This window comes from Bartonella sp. AA97HXZ, assembly GCF_042196985.1.
In the GTDB taxonomy this organism is placed as follows: Bacteria; Pseudomonadota; Alphaproteobacteria; order Rhizobiales; family Rhizobiaceae; genus Bartonella.
In genome coordinates, this window is sequence record NZ_JBHIRC010000002.1 from 82846 (window position 1) to 108016 (window position 25171).

The 25171-nt window shown below is 37.7% G+C and carries 21 protein-coding genes and 1 pseudogene; 15 read left to right on the forward strand and 7 right to left on the reverse strand.

Features of this window, described 5'->3' with window-relative positions; all coding sequences use genetic code 11:
- Nucleotides 1-424 precede the first annotated feature (424 nt).
- Both ACFINE_RS01790 and ACFINE_RS01795 read left to right on the forward strand, forming a co-directional pair.
- Entirely contained in the window at nt 425-961 is a 537-nt protein-coding gene (locus ACFINE_RS01790) for a GcrA family cell cycle regulator (RefSeq protein WP_375617530.1), read from the forward strand.
- A 530-nt stretch (nt 962-1491) separates the two neighbouring features.
- Nucleotides 1492-1740 (forward strand): annotated as a pseudogene (locus ACFINE_RS01795) (Arm DNA-binding domain-containing protein); the annotation flags it as partial.
- A gap of 136 nt (nt 1741-1876) precedes the next feature.
- Here ACFINE_RS01795 and ACFINE_RS01800 read toward each other — a convergent pair.
- Both ACFINE_RS01800 and ACFINE_RS01805 read right to left on the reverse strand, forming a co-directional pair.
- Nucleotides 1877-2467 carry a Smr/MutS family protein gene (locus ACFINE_RS01800; protein ID WP_375611420.1) on the reverse strand — a complete coding sequence of 197 codons (591 nt, stop codon included), beginning with the start codon at nt 2465-2467 and terminating at the stop codon, nt 1877-1879.
- A gap of 52 nt (nt 2468-2519) precedes the next feature.
- Nucleotides 2520-3212, reverse strand: coding sequence for a Tim44/TimA family putative adaptor protein (locus ACFINE_RS01805; RefSeq protein WP_375620844.1), 693 nt, complete (start codon nt 3210-3212; stop codon nt 2520-2522).
- A gap of 175 nt (nt 3213-3387) precedes the next feature.
- Here ACFINE_RS01805 and ACFINE_RS01810 point away from each other — a divergent pair, with 175 nt between their 5' ends.
- Nucleotides 3388-3882, forward strand: coding sequence for an FxsA family protein (locus ACFINE_RS01810; RefSeq protein WP_375612822.1), 495 nt, complete (start codon nt 3388-3390; stop codon nt 3880-3882).
- Between the two features lie 142 nt (nt 3883-4024).
- Nucleotides 4025-4501, forward strand: a complete 477-nt coding sequence (secB, locus tag ACFINE_RS01815) for a protein-export chaperone SecB (protein WP_375611417.1) — start codon at nt 4025-4027, stop codon at nt 4499-4501.
- A 68-nt stretch (nt 4502-4569) separates the two neighbouring features.
- Here secB and ACFINE_RS01820 read toward each other — a convergent pair whose 3' ends face one another.
- Entirely contained in the window at nt 4570-6870 is a 2301-nt protein-coding gene (locus tag ACFINE_RS01820; protein WP_375620845.1) for an NADP-dependent malic enzyme, read from the reverse strand.
- Between the two features lie 195 nt (nt 6871-7065).
- Between ACFINE_RS01820 and mutS the strand changes: the two genes are divergently transcribed.
- On the forward strand, nt 7066-9810 hold the full coding sequence (mutS, locus tag ACFINE_RS01825; RefSeq protein ID WP_375620846.1) for a DNA mismatch repair protein MutS: 2745 nt from the start codon (nt 7066-7068) through the stop codon (nt 9808-9810).
- Between the two features lie 1048 nt (nt 9811-10858).
- On the opposite strand, the gene ilvD is transcribed toward mutS, so the two are convergent.
- From ilvD to ACFINE_RS01845, 4 genes are all read right to left on the reverse strand, one after another.
- Nucleotides 10859-12697 carry a dihydroxy-acid dehydratase gene (ilvD, locus tag ACFINE_RS01830; RefSeq protein ID WP_375620847.1) on the reverse strand — a complete coding sequence of 613 codons (1839 nt, stop codon included), beginning with the start codon at nt 12695-12697 and terminating at the stop codon, nt 10859-10861.
- A 171-nt stretch (nt 12698-12868) separates the two neighbouring features.
- Nucleotides 12869-13048 (reverse strand): hypothetical protein, encoded by a 180-nt coding sequence (locus ACFINE_RS01835; RefSeq protein WP_375611413.1) that lies wholly within the window; start codon nt 13046-13048, stop codon nt 12869-12871.
- A 600-nt stretch (nt 13049-13648) separates the two neighbouring features.
- On the reverse strand, nt 13649-13900 hold the full coding sequence (locus ACFINE_RS01840) for a DUF1150 domain-containing protein (RefSeq protein ID WP_012754519.1): 252 nt from the start codon (nt 13898-13900) through the stop codon (nt 13649-13651).
- 26 nt (nt 13901-13926) lie between these two features.
- Nucleotides 13927-14358, reverse strand: coding sequence for an Hsp20 family protein (locus tag ACFINE_RS01845; protein ID WP_375612819.1), 432 nt, complete (start codon nt 14356-14358; stop codon nt 13927-13929).
- Nucleotides 14359-14478: 120 nt separating this feature from the next.
- On the opposite strand from ACFINE_RS01845, the gene nth reads away from it, so the two are divergent.
- The 10 genes from nth to ACFINE_RS01895 all read left to right on the forward strand — a co-directional run bounded on the left by nth (nt 14479) and on the right by ACFINE_RS01895 (nt 24223).
- Nucleotides 14479-15219 (forward strand): endonuclease III, encoded by a 741-nt coding sequence (gene nth / locus ACFINE_RS01850; protein WP_375620848.1) that lies wholly within the window; start codon nt 14479-14481, stop codon nt 15217-15219.
- Nucleotides 15220-15374: 155 nt separating this feature from the next.
- Nucleotides 15375-15578 carry a 50S ribosomal protein L35 gene (gene rpmI / locus ACFINE_RS01855; RefSeq protein ID WP_183193590.1) on the forward strand — a complete coding sequence of 68 codons (204 nt, stop codon included), beginning with the start codon at nt 15375-15377 and terminating at the stop codon, nt 15576-15578.
- A gap of 33 nt (nt 15579-15611) precedes the next feature.
- Complete coding sequence (gene rplT, locus ACFINE_RS01860; protein ID WP_012754515.1) at nt 15612-16013, forward strand: 50S ribosomal protein L20; 402 nt, start codon at nt 15612-15614, stop codon at nt 16011-16013.
- Between the two features lie 94 nt (nt 16014-16107).
- Complete coding sequence (pheS, locus tag ACFINE_RS01865) at nt 16108-17190, forward strand: phenylalanine--tRNA ligase subunit alpha (protein ID WP_375620849.1); 1083 nt, start codon at nt 16108-16110, stop codon at nt 17188-17190.
- A 32-nt stretch (nt 17191-17222) separates the two neighbouring features.
- Nucleotides 17223-19637, forward strand: coding sequence for a phenylalanine--tRNA ligase subunit beta (gene pheT / locus ACFINE_RS01870; protein ID WP_375620850.1), 2415 nt, complete (start codon nt 17223-17225; stop codon nt 19635-19637).
- Between the two features lie 290 nt (nt 19638-19927).
- A complete protein-coding gene (locus ACFINE_RS01875) occupies nt 19928-20836 on the forward strand; it encodes a metal ABC transporter substrate-binding protein (protein ID WP_375620851.1) in 909 nt (302 codons plus the stop codon).
- Entirely contained in the window at nt 20833-21663 is an 831-nt protein-coding gene (locus ACFINE_RS01880) for a manganese/iron ABC transporter ATP-binding protein (RefSeq protein ID WP_273790252.1), read from the forward strand. Before ACFINE_RS01875 ends, ACFINE_RS01880 begins: the two co-directional genes overlap by 4 nt.
- The gene (locus ACFINE_RS01885; RefSeq protein ID WP_375611406.1) at nt 21660-22526 is read left to right on the forward strand and encodes a metal ABC transporter permease; all 867 of its coding nucleotides are present in this window, start codon (nt 21660-21662) and stop codon (nt 22524-22526) included. Before ACFINE_RS01880 ends, ACFINE_RS01885 begins: the two co-directional genes overlap by 4 nt.
- Entirely contained in the window at nt 22523-23428 is a 906-nt protein-coding gene (locus tag ACFINE_RS01890) for a metal ABC transporter permease (protein ID WP_375620852.1), read from the forward strand. The genes ACFINE_RS01885 and ACFINE_RS01890 overlap by 4 nt, the downstream gene beginning before the upstream one ends.
- 408 nt (nt 23429-23836) lie before the next feature.
- Nucleotides 23837-24223 (forward strand): YbaN family protein, encoded by a 387-nt coding sequence (locus ACFINE_RS01895; RefSeq protein ID WP_375611405.1) that lies wholly within the window; start codon nt 23837-23839, stop codon nt 24221-24223.
- Nucleotides 24224-25171 lie beyond the last annotated feature (948 nt).

The following is a 25171-nucleotide window of genomic DNA, read 5'->3' on the forward strand; positions in this document are numbered from 1 at the left end:
AGCATGGTATATTTCGTTACGGTGCTTTCAACATTTCATTACGATTAGTGATTACACCTATAGAATAGATCATTACACCAATTGAAAAAAAGTCAATGAAGGTTCTACAAATAAGCATTTTGGGAAAAAGCCTTAAACAAAAGTGAAAGTTTAACCTATGATTGATTTGCAAGTTGGGGAAAACATTCTAAATAAACTCTTCAAGAGGTAAAGACTCTTGTCATAGAGTGAGTGCATATTGTAATTTACAATATAATAAGCAAGATGATGTGTTTTGATTTGTAAATCCACAGGTTGGATGATTTTTTTATGCTCACGTAGAGTGTAAAGTTCTTTCATTCAGCGTAATGAAAACATTATTTAAACATTTGAAGATGCAACGGGGGAGAGCATCTTAGTGACGTAATCGGAATGGAGTGCTGGTATGGGTTGGACATGTGAACGCGTTGAGCTTCTTAAAAAGCTTTGGAGTGAAGGGTTAAGTGCAAGTCAAATTGCTGCTCAATTAGGTGGGGTCAGCAGAAATGCAGTCATCGGCAAAGTACATCGATTAAAGTTACCAGGACGTGGTAAGACAGCACAAGGAAGCACGCGTGCGCAAAAAACTCCCGTGGGAAGTAGCAGCCCATCATCTCCACGTGTGCGTCGCAACACATCCACGGTATCGCCAATAAACACATCATCTGTAAGTATTGAAGAAACCGCTTTAAAGACAGAATTTGTAGTGGAAGATGTAAAAGAAGTTGATATGTCCACAAAATCCAATGTAGTTGTGCCTATATCACGTCAACTTAATCTTCTACAATTGAGTGAAAATACATGTAGATGGCCGGTTGGCGATCCATTATCAGCAGATTTTCATTTTTGTGGTGCAGATTCTGATGAAAATAGCCCCTATTGTGCCTTTCATGCTAAGCTAGCATTTCAACCAATATCTGAAAGACGTCGGATAAGAGTGTAATATCCTCAATTGAATCTCGTATTCTACGCCTTCTGCGCTTCGCTATTAAATTTTAATTATCGAATTATTATGAGAAAGAAATTTAATGGAGCTTTTAATAAATGAAAAAATTTCTTCATGAAACTATTCAACGAAACTGTATCTTTTGGTGCTATTGCGCAGCTGTGTGTTGTAAAGTTATATTCCTGTTTATTTTCACAATTTTCTTTAATTTAGTTGTACTGCTTTTAACACTATCCATAGTGACATCTTTTGAATAAGCTAGTTTCTCAATTTCTCATGTTTTTATTCTTCGTGTATTTATATAGAGTAATGCTGTGGTTTATAAAAATAATTTATCGCTTTGCAACCTGAATGAGATCCATTTATATCTCTCTCATTTTAAGTCCTCTTATATTGAAACAATCAAAATCTTTTGTTTGGGCGTCACGAGCGAGATGAGAACTGTAGAGAGTTAAAAACACTTAAAGAAAAGCATGCCTCTTATTAAATGCTTTCAAGTGCCAAGGACTTAAAGGGTTGTTGCAACATTGGGAGATGGCAAAGTGTATGATGATGCCAGATTGCCCTTTCATTAAGTATAAAGATAGGGGGTGCTTCATGGATTTATCATTATACTCTTCACGGATGCCGTCGCAAAATAGGCTTGGGAGCGTTGAGAGATGTTTCTTTAAAACAAGCCTGTGAATATATGCAATTCAATATCATTCTGTTTTGCGTGAGGGATGTGCCCCGTTAAAGAATGCGATAAACAAAAGCGTGAAGCAATACGTAGAATGTAAAATAATATCTTTATAATTTTTTATAAAAAATTATAAAGAAGGGAATATTGTATTCAAGGCTCTTACGAAATATACAAAAACAATAAATTATAAGTATAAATAATTATAAAATCTAAGAGCGACCACAATAACATCACTTTCCTTCTCCCGACACAAAACGGCGCAACCAAACATAAAGCGCACCTTCTCCGCCATGCTGACGCGCTGCTTGCTCAAACGCGTGGACATAGTATCGAAAAGCTGGTGTTGATAACCAATACGGAACAAATCTATACAAAGCTCCATCGCTCCCAACGGATCGTCCTTTTCCTGTAATCACAAGGACATAACGCAATCCTCTCTGCTGAGAGGACTGTAGAAATTTTTTTAAGAAAAAATAAGCTTCTTCCTGCATATAACCATGGAGATCAAGACGCGCCTCAAGAGGACAACGACCTTGGGAAATTTTACGATATGCAACATGATCAAAGAAATGAATCTTTTGTGCTTGTGTAACTGACCTCTTTTCTCTTTTAATAATTGTCGAGGGTTGTTGATTTTCCTGAGACAATGAGGAGATTTGAGTTACAGGCTGTTTTTTATCATTAATATTTGCAATAGTTTCTGAAGCAGAAGAGAGCATCTTACCGTGAAGCGGTGTTATCGTACGACAAACCATCTCCCATAAAAGACGATCTTGTGAAGCCAATAAATCTCTTTTTTGTCTCCATTTACTTGAGGACATTTTAATTTCTCATAAATCATTGAATGCTTATGGAAGAAAAACAAAAAGTATTTTAATTTTCATTTTCTGTAGCAAAAAGCTTCCAGTTGGGATCTGACGATAAACTATTGCGAACAAAAGTCCAAATATCCCTGATTTCTACAATAGCATCAGGATCACCGTCTATACGCTCGCCCTGTTCATTATAAGTAACAGAAATCATCTCACTGACAATACGTATCGTTAAAAGTTCATCTTTTTCTTGTATTGCCGCCGCAACAAATTCGGCCTTATTAATTCCAACAAAAGTGAATTCTATTCTTTCTTTATTTTTTTCTCGTTGCTCAATAGCCATACAAAAGCTCTCAAAAACATCCTGACAAAGCAAGCTTTTAAGTTGATTGCGATCACCTTTGGCAAAAGCTGTTACAATCATTTCATACGCAATTTGTGCACCTTTTATAAAAAGTTGAGGAGAAAAATGAGGATCAATTCTATGCAATTCCCGCAAATTTTTATTCAAAACACTCCCCTCCGGTGAAATTTTATCAATTTCACTAAAGTCGTCTTTTTGTGAATTTTTCTGATGAGGGAACGAAACAATATTATCAGCCGTTTCTGCTTCAACTTGTTTTTTAGAACGTCGTGAATAAGGATCAAAGGGTGGCTTTTCAAACCCAATTCGTTTCCCTAATACATTACGGAGTTGCACAAAAATAACAACCATAACAACAAGAGCTATGACAAGTATAACGTCAAATTCCATAGGCGCTGTCAATCTCCAAAGCTTAAGTCTCTAATAAACATTGCAGTCAATACCATTTATCAATAAATATGTAAAATAAGGAATCTTATCATTCAAATATTTTTATAGATTTTGTATTTAAACGGAGTTCTCTTAAGAATTTCTCCCCCCTACTCATCTAGAAGGAAACTTTCATGTGATAAAACTTTATTCTATAAATCCTCGTTTTTTTGTTGTTATCTTTCTTTGCATTCTTTTAATCGAGATTGCTGGTTTTATCTTTGTTGGTCAAGAAATTGGTATTTTGGCAACCTTGAGCTTGGTTATTCTCACAACCATAGTTGGGGTTGTTTTATTGCGAATTCAAGGGATTAGCCTCTTAAAAAATATACAAAATGAACTTATCCAAGGACGCACATTAGAAAATAATATTATTAATGATGCTTTCATCATGTTTAGTGCAATTTTACTTATTCTTCCCGGCTTTGTAACTGACCTCTTGGGAATATTACTTCTTATTAAACCAATTCGCTCTGTTGCTTGGCATTTCTTTGCATCATTAAAAAACAAAATGAATCCCAATACTAAAAGAAAAAATGACTCTGAAAAAATAATTGATCTAAAAGCAGAAGATTACACAATTCATGATACGACAGAATCTCCATGGCGCAAAAATGATGATAACCATTGAAATGCCTAAAAAATCTGTAACAAACTAAAAAAATATTCAAGATAAAGAGCGCATTTCTTGCAACCTTTTGCAAGGCGTGATAACCAATCTGGTCTTTAGATCTAAAATAAATATACATATTATAATGGAAGAGGTTTGTCGTATGGCCGAAGATGAAATGAATAACAGTGGTGGAGAGCCGGTTTTTGCTGTATTAACTCAATATTTAAAAGATTTATCATTCGAAAACCCTGGTGCTCCTCGTTCATTACGTGCACGTGAAAAATCACCACAAATTGATATCAATATTAACGTCAATGCTAACCCAATTGGTGATGACAATTATGATGTCGTTTTGTCTCTCTCCGTCAAAGCCAATGATGAAACTGAAACCTTATTTCATGTAGAACTTATTTACGGTGGTGTTTTTCACCTTAAAAACATTCCACAAGAACATGTTATGCCACTGGTCTTTATTGAATGTCCCCGTCTTTTATTTCCATTTGCTCGCCAAATTATATCTGATGCTACTCAAAGTGGTGGTTTTCCACCTTTGTGGATTGATCCTATCGATTTTGCAGCACTCTTCCAAAAGCGTCTTTCTGAAGAGCAAAAAGACAATCAAATACAGCCCTCTTAAAAAATTTATTTTTTTTGCTATCAAAAAGCCCCTTGATATATTATTGGTATATTAGGGGCTTTTTTCCTTTAGACGACTTTTGCGGCATGATAAGCCGCAAGCATTGCAATATTGACAACATCTGTATCGCTTCCACTAAACGGTACAATTTGGACAGATTTTTCCAATCCAATTAAAATAGGACCAATGATAGTTGCTTCACCGAGTTCTTGTAACATTTTGCTTGCAATGGAAGATGCGTGATATCCAGGCATAACCAAAATGTTAGCAGGCTCCGTTAATCCCATAAATGGATATTGCTGCATCAATTTGGAATTGAGTGCCACATCAGCACTCATTTCTCCATCAAACTCAAAATCAACTTTGCGTTCATGCAAAATATTAATCGCATCCTGAATTTGCTGCGTCGTCTTCCCTTTCATATAACTAAATGTAGAAAATGCTAGAAATGCTACCCGTGGTTGATATCCAAATCCTCGCACAAATGAAGCTGCTTGTTCAGCTATATCTGCAAGTTCTTCAGCATTAGGATTTTCATAAACGGCTGTATCCGTAATAAACACAATTCGTCCACGGCAAATAGCCATTGAAATACCAATCAATCGTTCTTTTGGTTTTTCATCAATTGCACGACGTATATCGATCAACGCTGTTTCATAATTGCGTGTCACCCCTGTAACCATTGCATCAGCATCTCCTAGTGCCACCATACACGCAGCAAAATAATTGCGATCATTATTGATACGACGATGACAATCACGCAACAGCCAACCTTGACGCTGCATTTTTTTATAAAGATAATTCGCATAAGCATCTGTACGGCAAGAAAGCTTAGCATTCATAATAGAAATACCTTCACGCTCCAGATCAATTCCAGCGATAACAGCCGCTTCTCTTACTTGCTCTTCACGACCAACCAAAATTGCTTGTCCCAATTTTTGATGAACATAGGAAACGGCTGCTCGCATAACTTGCTCTTCTTCACCTTCTGCAAATACAATTTGTTTTGGCGCTTGACGAACATGGTTATAAACCCTACGCATCATCGAGGAAGTAGGATCACGTCTCGCATTCAAATCGCGCTCATAGGCCTCTAAATCATCTATGTTCTTTTGCGCAACACCGCTTTCCATTGCTGCTTTTGCTACCGCTATTGAAACAACCGTAAATAAACGCGGATCAAAAGGAACAGGGATGATATAGTTAGGACCAAACTTTAATCGCTTTCCATAATAAGCTTCTGCAACGCTGTCAGGCACTTCTTCATGCGCTAAATTAGCAAGAGCCTTTGCCGCAGCAATCTTCATGGCTTCATTAATAACTCTTGCACGCACATCAAGCGCACCACGAAATATATAAGGAAAACAAAGAACATTATTAATCTGATTTGGATAATCGGAACGCCCTGTTGCGACAATGGCATCATGACGCACTTGCATAACCTCTTCCGGCGTAATTTCTGGATCGGGATTAGCCATAGCAAAAATGATCGGCTGGGGTGCCATGGATCTTACCATTTCAGGAGTAAGAGCACCTTTAGCAGAAACCCCAAAAAATATATCTGCACCTTCCATTGCTTCCATAAGCGTACGTTTATCTGTTTGAATAGCATGCGCAGATTTCCACTGATTCATTCCCTCTTTGCGGCCTTCATAGACCACACCCTTTGTGTCACATAATATGATATTTTCGGAACGAAAGCCCATCGCTTTAATCAGTTCAATACAAGCAATCCCTGCAGAACCAGCACCATTACAGACTAACCGCGTATTTTGCATATCGCGCCCTGTTAAAGTCAAAGCATTGAGAACACCCGCAGCAACAATAATCGCTGTACCGTGTTGATCATCGTGAAAAACAGGTACATTCATCACCTCGCGTAGGCGGCTTTCAATCATAAAGCACTCTGGCGCCTTAATGTCTTCAAGATTAATTCCACCAAAAGAAGGTTCTAAATGACGCACTAAATTGATAAAACTTTCTGTATCGTTTATATCAATTTCTAAATCAATGGAATCAATATCCGCAAAACGCTTAAACAGCACTGCTTTGCCTTCCATGACCGGCTTAGAGGCAAGTGCACCTAAATTGCCTAACCCTAAAATAGCTGTACCATTTGAAATAACAGCAACAAGATTGCCTTTTGCTGTATAATCATAAACTAGCGCTGGATTTTGAGCAATTGCCTTAACTGGAACGGCAACACCTGGTGAATAAGCAAGTGCTAAATCATGCTGTGTTGCCATAGACTTTGTTGCAACAATCTCAAGCTTTCCTGGTCGACCACGACTATGAAAATCTAGAGCTTCTCTTTCGCTCGCACTGTAAACAGTTTGAGACATTTTCTGATCTTGCTCGCTCTTTTTCATCTCACTTTATTTTCTCCAAAAACAGTGTAAATTCTGCTTGATAATGCGTATAGTCATTAAATTTGATTCATATATTAGAAATCGCTATTCTTGCCTTAGCAAATCTGATGATGCGTTGCAATTTAGAGATAAATAGATATTGAAGTAAACAAAAAAGAGTAAAAACTTCACTTAAAGGAAACAGGCCTCGTACAAATGGATAAAAAAAACAATCATAAAAATAATTTAATTCCACAGCCTGCCTCCCCATCTGCTTCCTCTCAAGAACGTCTTACACCTATGATGGAGCAGTACATAGAAATCAAAGCCGTCCATCATGATTCCCTTCTCTTTTACCGAATGGGGGATTTTTATGAATTATTTTTTAATGATGCGATTGAAGCTGCTCAGGCCTTAGGAATTACACTCACAGCACGTGGAAAACATTTAGGACAAGATATTCCTATGTGTGGTGTTCCCGTTCATGCTGCTGATGATTATTTACAAAAACTGATTGCTTGTGGTTACCGAGTTGCTGTTTGTGAACAAATAGAAGATCCTGCTGAAGCAAAAAAACGTGGCTCAAAATCTGTTGTTCGGCGTGATGTTGTTCGCCTTGTAACACCAGGAACAATAACAGAAGAAAAACTCCTTGATCCAACACGCGCAAATTATTTGATGACACTTTCCCGTATAAAAACTAGCGATGGAGAGGAATTTGCTCTTTCTTGGATTGATATCTCAACAGGCATATTTCGTGTAACAGAAAGCCGCCAAGAAAAACTTTTAGCAGATATTATGCGTGTTGATCCACAAGAAATCATTGTTGCTGATTCATTTTTTCATGATAAATCTCACAAGTCACTTTTTAGTGTTCTTGATCGTATCGTTTCACCTCAACCTGCTTGTCTCTTTGATGCACTCACCGCTGAACGCGATATTTGCAATTATTTTAAACTCTCAACTCTTGAAGGCGTTGCCGATTATTCACGCTGTGAACTCTCTGCAATTGTAGCTGCTATTCGTTATATCGAAAAAACACAAATCACACATCGCCCTCCCCTCATGCAGCCTGAGCGCCAAAATGAAAGTGCGACTCTTTTTATTGATGCCGCAACCAGATTAAGCCTTGAACTTATTCGTACGACATCAGGTCAACGGGATGGAAGTTTATTAAAAGCTATTGATCGCACTGTAACAGGAGGAGGATCACGCCTTCTTATTGACCGCCTTATTGCTCCCCTCACCACTCCTTCAGCTATTGATACGCGTTTGGATTCTATCGATTTTTTTCTACGTAATCCTTCTCTTGCAGAAGCGATAAAGCTTATTTTAAAGGGGGGACCAGATATGCCCCGCGCCGTTTCACGTTTGGCTCTTGGACGAGGAGGTCCCCGTGATATGGCAACAATCCAGCGTGGCTTTGAAATCATTCGTGAATTGCATCAACTTCTTGATAATGAGCTTCTGCCTCAAGAAATAAGTGATGTACAACAGGTGTTCTCAAAATTACCCACAGCGTTATACTTTCATTTAGAACAGGCATTAGCTGATGATCTCCCACTCCTTAAACGTGATGGTGGTTTTATTCGTTCTAATTATCATAAAGAGCTCGATGAAATGCGTGCTTTACGTGATGAATCTCGCCGTGTCATTGCTGAGCTTCAAGCGCAATATGCCCAAGAAACAGATATTAAGACGCTTAAAATAAAGCATAATAATATTCTAGGTTATTTCATTGAAGTAACCAGCACACAAGCATCTTCCCTTACAAATAATCCACAAGCTAAAGCACGTTTTATTCATCGGCAAACAATGGCAAACGCTATGCGTTTTACGACAACAGAGCTCGCTGACCTTGAAAGCCGTATTGCCCATGCTGCCAATCACGCATTGACACTTGAACTAGAGATTTTTGATATTCTCGTTCATGAAATTACCGAACAAGTTGATTTTATTCGTAAAGCCTCTGAAGCACTTGCTATTTTAGATGTCTCTGTCGCTTTAGCATATCTTGCTGAAGAACAAGGATATTGCCGCCCTAAAATTGATCTTTCACTTACCTTTCGCATTACAGCAGGACGCCATCCTGTCGTCGAGCAAGCACTCCGCAAACAAGCAGCAGAACCTTTTATTGCCAATAATTGTGATCTCTCTGTGCAAGAAAATCAGCAATATGCAGCAATCTGGCTGTTGACAGGGCCTAATATGGGAGGAAAATCAACTTTTTTGCGGCAAAATGCTCTTATTGCTATTATGGCGCAAATGGGGTCCTTCGTTCCAGCAACTTCAGCACATATTGGTGTCGTAGATCGCCTATTTAGTCGCGTTGGAGCTTCCGATGATCTTGCACGAGGGCGCTCAACCTTTATGATGGAAATGGTTGAAACAGCAACGATTCTCAATCATGCTAGCCACCATTCCCTTGTTATTCTTGATGAAATAGGACGTGGAACATCAACCTTTGATGGACTTTCTATTGCTTGGGCTGCTGTTGAATATCTCCATGAAGTTAACCATTGTCGTGCTATTCTCGCTACCCATTTTCATGAAATGACCGCACTTACCGAAAAACTTGACAGACTGCATAATGTAACCATGAAAGTCAAAAACTGGGATGGTGATGTAGTTTTTCTTCATGAGGTCACACCAGGAGCGGCTGACCGTTCCTATGGTGTACAAGTCGCAAAGCTTGCTGGACTTCCCCCAGCCGTTATTACACGAGCAACAGATGTACTCCATCAATTAGAACAAGGCGAAATGGCTGGAAAAGGACATAAACTCATTGATGATTTACCACTCTTTTCTCTTAAAGCAACATCTCCCGTCAATGAAGCAAAAAACAAACATTGCATACTTCACGAAGCTTTAAAAAATATTCATCCCGATGAACTCTCTCCTAAACAAGCTTTAGAAGCAATTTACCACCTCAAACAGCTTGAAAAGAGTAACCCTTTATAGAAAACAGATGTTATTTTTTATTAAAAAACCTTCTTAATAGGAGATAACGTAACCATTTTTGATATACCACAGCATAAACAGTTATTTATCGTATTCCCATCGCTTTTCTACATAATATATTTTGATAAGTGTAATTGCCTATAGGCAAAACCCTATGCATTATATTTCATATTCCCTTAGATTAATATTGGCTCTTATACAAAAAATTGGTCAAGATCGACTATTTTTACAAGATAGTCGTTTTTTGTAAAGATTGTCATGAAATCTCCTCCACGTTGCAAATACGCCATATTTAATGAATTATGCTTTTTCACGATCAATATTATTGTTATCATAGCAATATTTTTAGTTTAAAACTGTCAGTGTTGGAATACCATCCCATTTTGCATAATAAATTCATGGATAATGGGTCTCGTATTTTCTTCACATTTTAAGTTATTCTTCACATTTTAAGTTATAAAGAGCTCTTTTACTGTTTTCATATGAAACATATAATCAGATATATCACAGCTGTACTTTATTTTCATAAACATCCTTCAACTCCTTCCCACACCTTAATGGATAAGGATTTTCATTCGAATCAAGTCTGCAAATAGTCCAACTTCTAACGGATTTTCCTTGACTTCCTAATCATGCGCTTCTCTTAAACTCAAAGCTTTACAAACAAGTCTAAGAATATTCACCACACACTAAAAACACACTTAATATTTAAGGAAGATGCCGTATATCACAGTCCTAAATGACAGTGTTTTACGGTACAACAAGATAATGCCACCAGTACAATAAATATCTTTCATAAATATGAGTAATAAGAAATCATAATCTCATATAAGATTGGAATATGATATGAAAAGTAATTATACTGTATCTGTTTTACATAGCTGCTAAAATAAGCAATCTACCGCAGTTTTTAGTTGTATTGATAGCTTTTTAATCATACTCATCATGACTCGAAATATTCTGATAAGTTCATAAACTCATAAAATAATTAGCTTAGAATATCGTGCAAAAGATGCAAAAAATCAGAGCACTATCTCTATTCAACTCATCAAATATTACGTACTGCACCCTTTGCAGCAGATGTGGTCATCGCTGCATAGGCTTTGAGAGCCTTTGAAACTTTACGCTGACGCTTCTCAATCGGTTGCCAAGCGCCTTTTCCTTTTGCTTCCATCTTAGAACGGCGCTGCTTCATCTCAACGTCATCCACCAACATATGAATTCTACGATTTGGAATATCAATTTCTATGATATCCCCCTCTTCCACCAACGCAATTGCTCCTCCTTCAGCAGCTTCTGGTGAAATATGTCCTATTGAGAGCCCTGAACTTCCACCTGAAAAACGTCCATCTGTAACAAGTGCACAAACCTTGCCTAATCCTTTAGATTTGAGATAACTCGTTGGATAAAGCATTTCTTGCATTCCAGGTCCACCACGTGGGCCTTCATAACGGATTAAAACAATTTCACCTGTTTTAATCTTATCAGTTAATATAGCTGAAACAGCTGAATCTTGGCTTTCAAAAATTCTTGCCGGACCTTTAAAAGTTAAAATTGATTGATCAACGCCTGCTGTTTTTACAATGCAGCCATCTTTTGCAAGATTTCCATAAAGAACTGCCAATCCTCCATCTTGTGAATATGCGTGTTCCCTATCGCGAATCACACCTTTTTCACGATCAAGGTCAAGGGTCTCATAGCGACAAGATTGACTAAAAGCTGTCTGTGTTGGAATACCACCTGGAGCGGCACGATAAAATGCATGAACTGTTGGCTCATTAGTTTGCTTTACATCCCAGCGGTAAAGAGCTTCTTTCATTGTTTTTGCGTGAACCGTATAAGTTGATGTATCAATGAGTCCTGCCGCATCCAGTTCACCTAAAAGCCCCATAATACCACCAGCGCGATGAACATCTTCCATATGTACATTTGCAACAGCAGGAGCAACCTTACATAAAACAGGAACACAACGTGAAAGATGATCAATATCCGTCATGGTAAAATCCACCTCACCTTCTTGCGCTGCAGCTAAAAGATGCAGTACTGTATTGGTTGATCCCCCCATGGCAATATCAACGGTCATTGCATTTTCAAAAGCCTTGCGTGAAGCAATAGAGCGCGGCAAAACTGTTTCATCATCTTCTTCATAATAACGTTTAACCAATGCAACAATCTGTTTTCCAGCTTCTTCAAAAAGCATTCGTCGATCTGCATGTGTTGCTAACATTGATCCATTTCCGGGAAGAGAAAGCCCCAATGCTTCCGTTAAGCAATTCATAGAATTGGCCGTAAACATTCCTGAACAAGAACCACATGTAGGACAAGCAGCACGCTCCATTTCAGCAACTTCTTCTTCTGAATTTTGTTCTGAAGCTGCTGCAACCATGGCATCGACCAAATCAACCGTTAGATCTTGATCCTTCCATTTAATCTTACCTGCTTCCATAGGACCGCCTGAAACAAAGATTGTCGGAATATTCAACCGTAAAGCAGCCATTAACATACCAGGCGTAATTTTGTCACAATTAGAAATACAAACAAGTGCATCTGCACAATGTGCATTAACCATATACTCTACAGAATCAGCAATGATTTCACGTGAGGGCAACGAATAGAGCATTCCATCGTGCCCCATCGCAATTCCATCATCTACAGCAATGGTATTAAATTCTTTCGCAACACCACCGGCAACTGCTATCTGTTGTGCGACTAATTGCCCAAGATCTTTTAAATGGACATGCCCTGGTACAAATTGTGTAAAAGAATTCGCAATCGCAATAATGGGTTTACCAAAATCAGTATCTTTCATCCCTGTTGCACGCCAAAGTCCGCGGGCTCCTGCCATATTACGCCCGTGGGTCGATATCCTTGAACGGTAAGAAGGCATTATTTTTTTCCCCTCAAATAATTCCATTTTGCTTGTTGTGCTGTAACTTCATTATAAAAACAAGAGCTTTAATATTCAAAAGAGAAAAATACCTTGTACTGCGGCATTTGAAGCACAAAATTAAAAGCTCTGCATAAACTTTTTCATAAAGCCTTTGTTTTTTATTACCTGTTAATCAACATCTAATCCCTGTGCGAGTCCACGTTTGAGACAAATATCAAAACGCTTCAGTATGACACGAACTGTTCCAGATTTTTGTATGCCAGATTTGGTTAGTATATTGCATCTATCTGTTTGCGTAATTTCTGGAATTGGAAAGAATATAAAGAAATCGTGATAAAAATCTATCATCTCCTTATAATTCAGCTTTACACCTTTCAAACGCATTCATAAAAATATCTTTTAAATAATAATGACGCATTATCTCATGCTTTTGTTTTTACACTCTTCAATAGAGCTACTCCCCTCAGGAAGAACAAAACACACCAAACAAAATACACTTGTATAGCCTTTATACTCATTGCACTCGAGCCCATTTCACGATAGCGCCTATGAATGGTATAACAGCCCCCGTGAATAATATAAATCTATAAGGGACATCTTCACACTTATGAAGAAGAAAACTGACACCATCATACATTTTTTTATCCCCATATCGTGAACGTCCTTGGTAATTGAGACAATTAAAAAGAGATATTTTTATTCCTTTCTTCAAGTGTTTTTATCCACATGGCTCTCCCTGCTTATGACATCAAGCAAGTGACTTTAATTGTTTCAATATAAGAAGATCTCAAATGAGAGAACCTTATGATATTTGGGACTCTCATTCCAGTTGTAAAAAATTAATTATGAATATAAATCAATACTTAATCTAATTATAACTCACATTACACCCTTTACGAAAAAACAGATAGAATTTATAAAGAGTACAGCTTTTTCTCGTAAGGTAATCTAGTGCAGAGTTACAATTTGTAGTTCATGCTCATTGGCTCCAGCAAGGGCGATAGAACGCTCATCGGATAAAATGATAGGATAACCTGTTTCACCAAAGAGAGCCCATATCGTAATGCCTGGGGTCATTGGTGGAAGATCTGGAAAGTTTTTAGCCAGATCATCTGTACAAACTTTTTTTAAATAGGCAATCTGTCCCGCATCAGAGTAGGATGTGTTCTGAAACGACAAGTTTTGTTTGTGTTCTCCCATTTCACTGTTCCTTTACGCCTTAACTTTTATGACTCACCACTACTGACTTTAATTGGAATCTGTTTTATTTCTTTTTTTAATTTTGGTTGATACAGATTAATTGATAAAAGACCATTTTTCAACTCTGCATTTGTAACATGCATCCCTTCCGCGAGAACAAAGGTTCGCTGGAATTGTCGCGCAGCTATACCGCGATATAAATATTGATGATTTTGGTTGTCTGTTTGTTTACCATGAATAACCAATTGATTATCATCGAGTAAAATATTAAGATGGTTAATCTTAAATCCAGCAACAGCCAAAGTTATCCGGATATGATTTGCATCATCACTTTTATGCAAACGTTCAATATTATAGGCTGGGTAAGCCTCATCAGCTTTACCGATACGTTGCAATATTTTTTCTACGGTTTCAAACCCTAAAAGAAAAGGATTGGAGAAAGGCGTCACATGTGTCATTCATGAGTATCCTCTTTAAAACGGCTTTACTTGACCAAACTCTATAAAAGTGTTCGCTGCACTCCTCTCATATGGCGAGCATGAATGATAACTTCAAGAGAGAAGATTTAAGAGAGTTCAATGCCTCAAAGTAACATAAAATTATCAAAGGTGCGAAATTTATCTAGTATATTGTATAATAAAGATGAAATTGCGGAAATATTTCGCCGTTTTTCTGTGCAACGCCCAACACCTAAGAGTGATCTTAACTATATAAATACTTTTACACTTTTAGTTGCCGTTGTGCTTTCGGCTCAAGCGACAGATGTAAGCGTTAATAAAGCGACAAAAGAATTATTTTTCCTTGCTGATCAACCGGAAAAAATGGTTGCATTAGGGGAAGAAGAAATAGCAAATCATATCCGTTCAATTGGCCTTTGGCGTGCAAAAGCACGTAATGTTTATGCGCTTTGCAACTGTTTAATTAATCAATATGGTGGTCAAGTACCCGATACGCGTGAAGCACTCATGGCCCTTCCTGGAGTTGGGCGCAAAACGGCTAATGTGGTCTTGAATGTTGCTTTTGGTCAGCCTACATTGGCAGTAGATACACATATTTTTCGCTTTAGCAACCGTCTTGGTTTGGCGCCTGGAAAAACACCAGAAATTGTTGAGAAAAAATTATTAAAGATTATACCGGTTCATTATATTCGCCATGCGCATCATTGGCTGATTTTACATGGTCGCTATATTTGTCAAGCCCGTAAACCACAATGTACGCAATGCATTATTGCCGATTTATGTAAAGCAGCCATCAAAACAAATGCAATTCCAGCACCTTTGGTTGAGCTTCAAGACAATGGAGCGCCGATTTTTTTGTAATACGGTCTTGCTATTTTGTGTATACTAGCTTATGAAAACGTCTTTAAGAGCCGCCCGGCAGGGCATGCCGTGGCTGTTTAAATGCTTGTTCAAGCGTTGGTCCGCTTGAGTGAATAAAATGTTTGATTGAATAAATTAATGTACGGAGTAGCAAAATGCCCAAGATGAAGACCAAATCATCCGCTAAAAAGCGATTTAAAATCACTGCGTCAGGCAAAATTAAAGTAGCAGCTGCCGGTAAGCGCCACGGCATGATTAAGCGTTCGAATAAATTTATTCGCGATGCACGTGGAACAATGGTTTTGTGTGAACAAGATGCTAAAAAAGTCATTCAGCATTATTTGCCGAATGGTATTTAAACCTTACGCTTTTGATTTTGAGGAGATTATAATATGGCTCGTGTGAAAAGAGGTGTGACAGCACACGCTAAGCACAAAAAAGTTCTTAAACAGGCTGAAGGTTTTTACGGTCGTCGTAAAAATACCATTCGTGCAGCTAAAGCAGCGGTTGATCGTTCAAAGCAATACGCTTATCGTGATCGCAAAAATAGGAAACGTACTTTCCGTGCTTTGTGGATTCAGAGAATTAATGCGGCTGTTCGCGCAGAAGGTTTAACTTATGGACGTTTTATTGATGGCTTATCAAAAGCCGGTATTGAGGTTGATCGTAAGGTTCTTTCAGATATAGCAATCCATGAGGCAGAAGCATTTTCTGCTTTAGTAGCTTCGGCAAAAAAAGCTTTAGAATATTTAAAAGATACGACACCTAATGCTTTCGAAGGCGCTGTCAAATAAGCCAGTCGTGTTCTCTTAAAGCATTCATTTATTCGAGGTCCCGTGCTGGCTATTGCGAGTGCGGGTTTTTCTTTATTAAAAAATAGGCAAAAATATGAATGATATTGAGCATCTGGAACAAGAAATTTGTTTAGCCTTAGAGGCAGCAGGTGATGAACAAGCACTTGAAGAAGTGCGTATTGCAGCATTGGGTAAAAAAGGTAGTATCTCTGAAAAATTAAAAGAATTAGGAAAAATGGATGCTGGCGAGCGCCATAAAGTTGGACCAGTTCTTAATGGATTAAAAAATCGCATTTTAGAATTATGGGCACAAAAGCGTGATCTTCTGAAAAGACAGGCAATGGATGCCCGTCTTTCTCGTGAAAAAGTTGATGTTACCTTGCCTGTTCGCTCTTCACCTATAGAACGGGGACGCATTCATCCTATTTCACAAGTGATTGAGGAAATTATTGCCATTTATACAAAGTTGGGTTTTTCTCTTGCAGAGGGACCTGATATTGAAACAGATTATTATAATTTTACAGCATTGAATTTTCCTGAAGGGCATCCAGCGCGTGAAATGCATGATACCTTCTTTTTTGATGTTGATAAAATGGGAGAACGAAAATTATTGCGAACCCATACATCACCCGTACAAATTCGTACACTAGAAAAACAAAAAGCACCGATACGGATCATTATTCCTGGAAAAACTTACCGCATGGATTCGGATGCAACACATTCTCCCATGTTCCATCAGGTAGAAGGTCTTGTCATCGATAAAACCTCCACCATAGCCCATATGATGTGGCTACATGAAACCTTTTGTAAAGCATTTTTTGAAGTTCCCTCTGTAAAAATGCGTTTTCGTCCCTCTTTTTTCCCTTTTACCGAACCATCTATGGAGGTAGATATTCAATGTGATCGTTCTGGTTCAGAAGTAAAGTTCGGAGAAGGACAGGATTGGTTGGAAATTTTAGGATGCGGAATGGTGCATCCCCAGGTGTTGAAAAATGTTGGTTTAAATCCAGATGAATATCAAGGTTTTGCATGGGGCATGGGCATTGATCGTATTGCCATGTTGAAATACGGTATGCCTGATTTGCGGGCTTTTTTTGATGCTGACCTGCGTTGGTTAGACCATTATGGCTTTCGTTGCTTTGATATGCCTGCTTTTTTTCCTAATAGAAATGTGTGATCTTAGTCATCGCTTTCATGTGAGGTTTTAAAATGAAGTTTACATTGTCCTGGTTAAAAGATCACTTAGAAACAAATGCATCTTTGAATGAAATTTGTGAAAAATTAACCGCTATAGGTCTTGAAGTTGATTACGTTGATGATCGGTCTTCTTTAAAAGGTTTTGTGATTGCAAAAGTTTTAACAGCAATAAAGCATCCTGATGCAGATAAACTTCAAATTTTATCAGTCGATACAGGGACTTCCACACCTGTTCAAGTTGTCTGTGGAGCACCAAATGCACGCGCAGGTCTTGTTGGTGTTCTGGCACTACCAGGCACTTATATTCCAGGACTTGATGTAACATTATCTGTAGGAAAAATCCGAGGTGTTGAAAGTTTTGGGATGATGTGTTCACAAGCGGAGCTTGAATTATCAAATGAGCATGATGGGATTATTGAACTTCCAGAAGATAGTCCTATTGGAGGTTCATTTGCAGCTTATGCTGGTTTAGATGATCCGGTTATTGATATTGGTTTGACCCCTAATCGTTCCGATTGCACAGGTGTTCGTGGTATTGCACGTGATCTTGCTGCCGCTGGAATGGGAAAATTAAAAGAATTATCCCTGTCAAAATTTGATCCTTCCTTTGAAACACCTCTCGATGTTTCATTAGATTTTTCGCAAGATTCATCATTATGTTTAGGTTTTGCTTGGCGTGAAGTGCGCAATGTTCAAAATGGTGCATCACCACAGTGGATGCAACAGCGTTTGAATGCAATTGGTCTGAGACCGATTAATGCGCTTGTTGATATGACCAATTACATCAGTTTTGACCTTGGTCGTCCACTCCATGTTTTTGATGCAGATAAAATTAAAGGTAATTTGTGTGTACGTTGCGCGCGTGAAGGAGAGCAACTTCAAGCACTGAACGGAAAAATCTATCATCTGGGCCCTAAAAATTGTGTCATTGCAGATGACGAGGGGGTTGTTTCGATTGCCGGTATCATGGGCGGTGAAAGAACGAGTTGTGATGAAACAACACATCGCATTATTATTGAATCGGCGCTTTGGGATGCGCGAAGCATTGCACAAACAGGAAGAGCATTAGGTCTTATCAGTGATGCACGTTATCGATTTGAACGAGGTGTTGACTCGGCTTTTATAGAAACAGGACTTGAGATTGCAACAGAATTGGTCTTACGTCTTTGTGGTGGTGAAGTATCTAAAAAGAAGATCGTTGGCTATCAGCAACAAGAAATCAAACAGATCGCTTTTCCTTTTTCTGAAATTAAACGTTTAACAAATTTGGAAATAGAACCTGAAAAAGTCATCTCTATTTTAACAAAACTTGGATTTTTTGTTGAAGGAAAAGGAGAAGTCGTTACGGTAAAAGTACCATCATGGCGCCCTGATATTATGGGTAAAGCCGATTTGGTGGAAGAGGTTATGAGAATTTATGGGTTAGATAAAATTAAACCTATTCCTTTGGAAAACTTTGCAGAAGGAAAAGATCAAATTTTAACATGCGCACAAATTCGTTCACGTGCTACACGTTTGGCTCTAGTGCAACGTGGTATGAAAGAAGCGGTGACATGGTCTTTTATTTCTGAAAATCAAGCTCTTGCTTTTGGAGGAGGTCAAGAAGAGCTTAAATTAGTTAATCCTATTGCTGCTGATATGTCAATGATGCGTCCTTCCCTTTTACCTGGCTTGATTATGGCGGCACAAAGAAATGCTGATCGTGGTTTTTCCGATCTTGCTTTGTTTGAAGTTTCAAGTATTTATGAGGGCGACACCCCTGATAAACAACACCGTGTTGTTAGTGGAATTCGTCGCGGAACAGAGCAATTTAAAGGGGCTGGGCGTTTTTGGAATGGAAATGCAACCGTCGTTGATGTTTTTGATGCCAAAGCAGATGCTTTAGCTATTTTAGAAGCATGCGATATGGATGTTGGGAAAGTGCAGATTGAAGTTGGAGCACCGGATTGGTATCATCCTGGTCGTTCAGGTGTCATAAAACTTGGATCAAAGATTATTCTTGGTTTTTTTGGTGTTTTTCATCCTGCTACATTAGAAAAGTTAGATGTCAGTGACCCTTTATGCGGCTTTGAAATTTTTCTAGATCGAATTCCAGAATCAAAGAAAAAAACGACCAAAAGCCGTCCTCCTTTGAAACTCTTACCTTTTCAAATGGTGCGGCGTGATTTTGCCTTTATAGCGGATAAAACTGTTGCCTCTTCTCTTATTATTCGGGCGGCAAGTGGAGCCGATAAAAAACTTATTCATTCAGTGCGGGTTTTTGATATTTTTGAAGATTTAAGCTTTGGTGAAGATAAAAAATCTGTTGCAATTGAAGTAACTATTCAGCCCATAGAACGGACTTTAACAGATGAAGATTTAGAAAAGCTTGCCTCAAAGATCGTGGATAATGTTACCAAAATGACAGGTGCATATTTGCGCTACTGAGTATTCTCATTTTTTATGAGATATTTTACATGAAGTGGGAGCATCTTTGCGTGCTCCCTTTTTGTTTGGCATTCAAGAGCTATAGAACTTCTTGAAAGGGGACCTCCTTACCAAAACAAGCTGCTTAAATCATCAATTTTTTCAATATGAAAAAACTGTTTTTAAACATCTTGAAAAGTTATTTTTTCTCTTAATCCTTCATTGCAAATGTAAAAGATAACTGCTATTGCTAAATGATAATGCAAATTATTTGCAATAAAAAGAAGGCATATAAAGGAAAGAGAGAATCAATGAACGTAAGAACGTTTTTCACCATAGTTTTTGGAAGTGTTATTTTTTTTACACCCAATTTTGCTTTGTGTGCTGGTAAATTTAAAGCTGTTACGACATTCACTATCATTGCTGATATGGCACGCAATGTAGCAGGTGATGCCGCTGATGTTGAATCCATTACAAAACCAGGTGCGGAAATTCATGAATACCAACCCACCCCACGCGATCTTATGCGTGCTCAGGGAGCTAACCTTGTATTGTGGAATGGTTTAGAGTTAGAGCTTTGGTTTGAAAAGTTTTTTCAAAATATCAAGGATGTTCCAAGTGTTGTTGTTTCAAAAGGTATTATACCCATTAAAATTGGTGAGGGCCCCTTTAGCGGTAAACCCAATCCTCATGCGTGGATGTCACCGACCTCTGCTTTGATTTACGTTGATAATATTCGCGATGCTTTTGTAAAATATGATCCTGAACATGCTGAAATTTATAAACAGAATGCTGAAATTTATAAACAGAAAATTCGTGCAACGATTGATCCAATTAGGGCTGAATTAGAAGCTGTACCGCAAGATAAACGTTGGCTTGTGACCAGTGAGGGGGCTTTTAGCTATTTGGCGCGTGATTTTGATCTAAAAGAACTTTATTTATGGCCCATCAATGCTGACCAACAAGGAACACCACAGCAGGTCAAGCATGTTATTGATATGGTTCGCAAATACAATATTCATGCAGTTTTTTCTGAAAGCACTATTTCCCCTGCGCCTGCTAAGCAGGTTGCCAGAGAAACAGGAGCTAAATACGGTGGTGTTCTTTATGTTGATTCTTTAAGTGAGAAAAATGGTGAGGTACCCACTTATATTGATTTATTACGTGTCACGAGTGGGCGTATTAGCAATGCTTTAGTAGAGGGAGTAAAAAACCAATGACGGAATGTGGAATTTTTGCCCAAGGAGTAACGGTAACATATCGTAATGGACATACAGCTTTACGTGAAGTGAATTTTGAAAGTCCAAAGGGTTCTATTACGGCATTGGTTGGTGTTAATGGATCCGGTAAGTCAACGTTATTTAAAGCGATTATGGGGTTTGTACGCCCCTCAAAGGGAAAAATTCGTATGTTTGATTTGCCCGTTGATATAGCTTTGAAAAAAAATCTTATTGCTTATGTTCCTCAAAGTGAAGATGTTGATTGGAATTTTCCTGTCTTGGTTGAAGATGTTGTATTGATGGGGCGGTACGGTCATATGAATTTCTTTCGCTATGCCCGTACACAAGATTATGAAGCCGTTCGTATTGCCTTAGAACGCGTTGATATGTTGGCTTTTGCCAAGCGCCAAATTGGAGAACTTTCTGGTGGACAGAAAAAGCGTGTTTTCCTAGCGCGCGCTCTTGCACAGAAAGCAAAAGCTATTTTATTAGATGAGCCGTTTACAGGGGTTGACGTTACAACAGAAGATAAAATCATTGCTTTGTTACAAGATCTCCGTAAAGAAGGAGCAGTGATCTTGGTTTCAACTCACAATTTGGGTTCTGTTCGCGAATTTTGTGATCATACAGTTTTAATAAAAGGTACTGTTTTAGCTTCTGGGTTAACAGAAAAAATCTTTACAAAGGAAAATCTGGAGAAAACTTTTGGAGGGTCTTTGCATCACCATATTTTTGATCTTCAAACCACAAAAAAAAATGATGTTTTCATGGGAAGAAAGCAGTCTGCAGTTTGTGAAGATATTGAAAGAGTGGAGCACGTTGCATGATTTCTTGGTTGCTTGAGCCACTGAGCTATCAATATATGGTGAATGCAATGTGGGTTTCTGGGTTAGTTGGGTGTGTTTGTGCCTTTCTTTCAGCTTTTTTGATGTTAAAAGGTTGGTCATTGATTGGTGATGCACTTTCCCATTCGATTGTTCCTGGTGTAGCAGGAGCTTACCTTTTAGGATTACCTTTTTCACTCGGCGCTTTTTTTTCTGGTGGTCTTGCAGCAGCAGCAATGCTCTTTTTTAACCACCGGACAAAGCTTAAAGAAGATACCATTATTGGGCTTATTTTTTCTTCCTTTTTTGCCTTTGGGTTGTTTCTCAAATCATTAAAACCAATGGCTGTTAATATTGATACGATTGTTTTGGGAAATATTTTAGCAGTGAGTTCAACAGATATTCTACAATTGGCTTTTATCGGCTTTGTTTCGTTGCTTATATTGCTTTTGAAATGGAAAGATCTTCTTGTGTCATTATTTGATGAAACGCATGCGCATGCCATTGGATTAAACGTAAAATTTTTAAAGATTCTCTTTTTCACATTGCTTGCCGCTTGTACTGTTGCTGCGATGCAAACCGTTGGAGCATTCTTAGTCATTTGTCTTGTTGTGACACCTGGGGCAACGGCCTATCTTTTAAGTGATCGTTTCGTGAACATCTTGGTTATTGCAGTTGTAATTGGAACCTTCACAAGTGTCTTGGGTGTTTATGTGAGTTATTTTTTGAATGCACAAACGGGGGGGGTTGTAGTGCTTTTTCAAGCATCTTTATTTGTTTTGGCTTTTATTTTTGCTCCTAAACATGGGTTTATTGCTGCGCGCTTACGCATAAATGCGGCAAAAAAGGGTGTAATATTATCATGATTGATCAATTACTGCTTCCGTTTCAGTTTTCTTTTATGCTTAAGGGTATGCTTATTGTCATGATTCTTTCTATTCCCATGGCGATGCTTTCCTGTTTTCTTATTTTGAAAGGATGGGCGCTGTTAGGCGATGCCATTTCTCATGCAGTTTTTCCAGGTGTTGTTGTTGGTTATATGACAACACCATGGGTAATCGCATTTTTAACTTCTTTGCCATTTGCTTGGTTTCAGCATATGCGTCCAGAGAATATTACAATGACTTTGATTACTTGCGGTGCTTTTGTTGCAGGAATGGTGTGTGCACTATTAACGGGTTTTTTAGGGAGCAATAGCCGTATCAAACAGGACACGGTGATGGGTGTGGTCTTTTCTTCAATGTTTGGTTTGGGGCTTGTTTTAGCCACGTCTATTTATAGTAGCTTAGATTTGAATCATATTCTATTTGGTAATCTCTTAGGTGTTAACTGGCTTGATATAACGCAGACGGCAATCATTTCCGCTGTTGTCACTTTTATTTTAGCAGCAAAATGGCGCGACTTTATGCTGTATATTTTTGACACAGTTCAAGGACGTGCAATGGGGTTACCAATATCTCTACTCCACTATACCCTGCTAACGATGATTTCTCTTACAATTGTTGCAGCTTTGAAAGCTGTAGGGATCGTACTCGTTATTTCTTTACTGATAGCACCAGGAGCAATTGCCTATCTTGTCACAAATCGGTTTTCTTTTATGTTAATGATCGCGATACTTGTTGCAGCTTTTTCTGGTTTTTTAGGGATTTATCTCAGCTTATTTATCGGCTCTGATTCTGCTTCCACAATTGTGTTGATCTTGACGTTGATTTTTATGGCTATTTTCATGATGATTTTCTTTCGTCGAAACACAGTTCAAGAGACTTGAAAGTGTTAAAATTCATGCATATCAGCCATGCATTTTTATATATTGTTTCTCATTTTTATTTTAATTAGAGTTTGGGGTGCTAGGTTATTTTTCCTCCTAATATCTAGCAGGTGAATGCAGTAAATTTTCTCCCCCCCAACACTGCATTCTTAATTAAGAGGCTGCATTGATTTCTTCTGCAGCCTTTTTATTTTTTTGTTTTTCTAAAATCTCTCCTCTTTTCTTGAAATCATTTAAAATGATTATAATATTGTGTAAGCTATTCGGTATTTTCAAGGAACTTATAACAGCAAAGACACTTACGCATGAAGGGGTAGAGCGTAATTGTGCACTCAGACATGTAAACAGAAAAAAACAGATACAATGTTTTTGTATAGGGTTTTGCGTAGAGGAAAATAGTACGAGAAAATGAAAAAAGATTTGAAGATATCGCACCCTTTACGTATCTGCTATTATATAGCAGGGTGGGCGATGGTTATATTAGGTATTATCGGTGTCGTATTACCTATTATGCCAACTGTGCCTTTTTTATTGGTTGCCTCATGGTGTTTTACGCGTTCTTCTCCACGTTTTCATCAATGGTTGAATAATCATCGTATTTTTGGTCCCCCTATTAAGCGATGGGAAGAAAAAAAAGCAATCTCTCCATTCGTTAAAGTTTTTGCAATGATGAGTATGACAGGAGGATTTTTATCCTTTTTTGTAATGCTACACCCTCCTTTGTGGATTTCTTTACTTGTTGCGGTTATATTATTGCTGATTGCCATTTATATTGTAACACGTCCATCTTCCTAATGATAAAAAAGGCTTTATGGGATACTCTTTTTAGCTTCAACTTATTTGTAAAAACTATGAGAACTTTTAAGTTTTGAATATAAGCTCTCCATTTCCAAAATGCATATGAAATAGCAAGCTTTTTGAACGCAATTAATTAATAATATGTTTGTGAAATAATTTTTATGAACACTCAAAATGTTCTCACTTGGTAAACAATGATAAATCACATTCATGGAAGAGAGTCATTATTTTTGTAAAGCATGTTTGTATGAATCTCTACATATACATCATTAAAAAGTCATTGATATGATAGTCATTTCTTTCTAAAAGACATTTCGTTTGTTTTCATATCTCTTAATGAGGATATAATACAAAGCTTACTAAACACCATCATTTTTATACTTATACAGTTAAGAAGCCGGTCTATTATATCAATCTTTAATGTTACATCTGTTATTAACTTAAGAATAATTCATAAGAAACAACAGAGTTTTTCAAATGGTTTTATATATACACGCATTCTTATTATAATATGCGAATAAATAATTTCTCTGTCTTTGTATAAAGCTTATTCGAAATAAAAATATTATTGCATTCTCTGTTTTTTAATGAAGTCATGCCCCTCACGTAAAACAAAAGGTCTCCCAAATCATGTTATTTACACATTTATTTTAATGAAACATCTCCCAACACTTTACTCATTTCATAATAGCAGACCATACATGGATAAAGTAAAATCTCATTGTAACGTGTATAAAATCTATTTGAGCACCATCATCCTTGCCTTTCAAAATGCACACCAATAGTCACCATGCTATTTGTCATCCTCCAATGTTGCCTTAGTAATTCCTAATGCTACAATTATAGCTTGTCATCTGGTTTTGTATATTTTGACACTAGATTTTGTACCAATTTATTTTTTCAAAGAGTTTAAAGATGTTCTCAAAGGGTTTTGAAAGCCTTTTC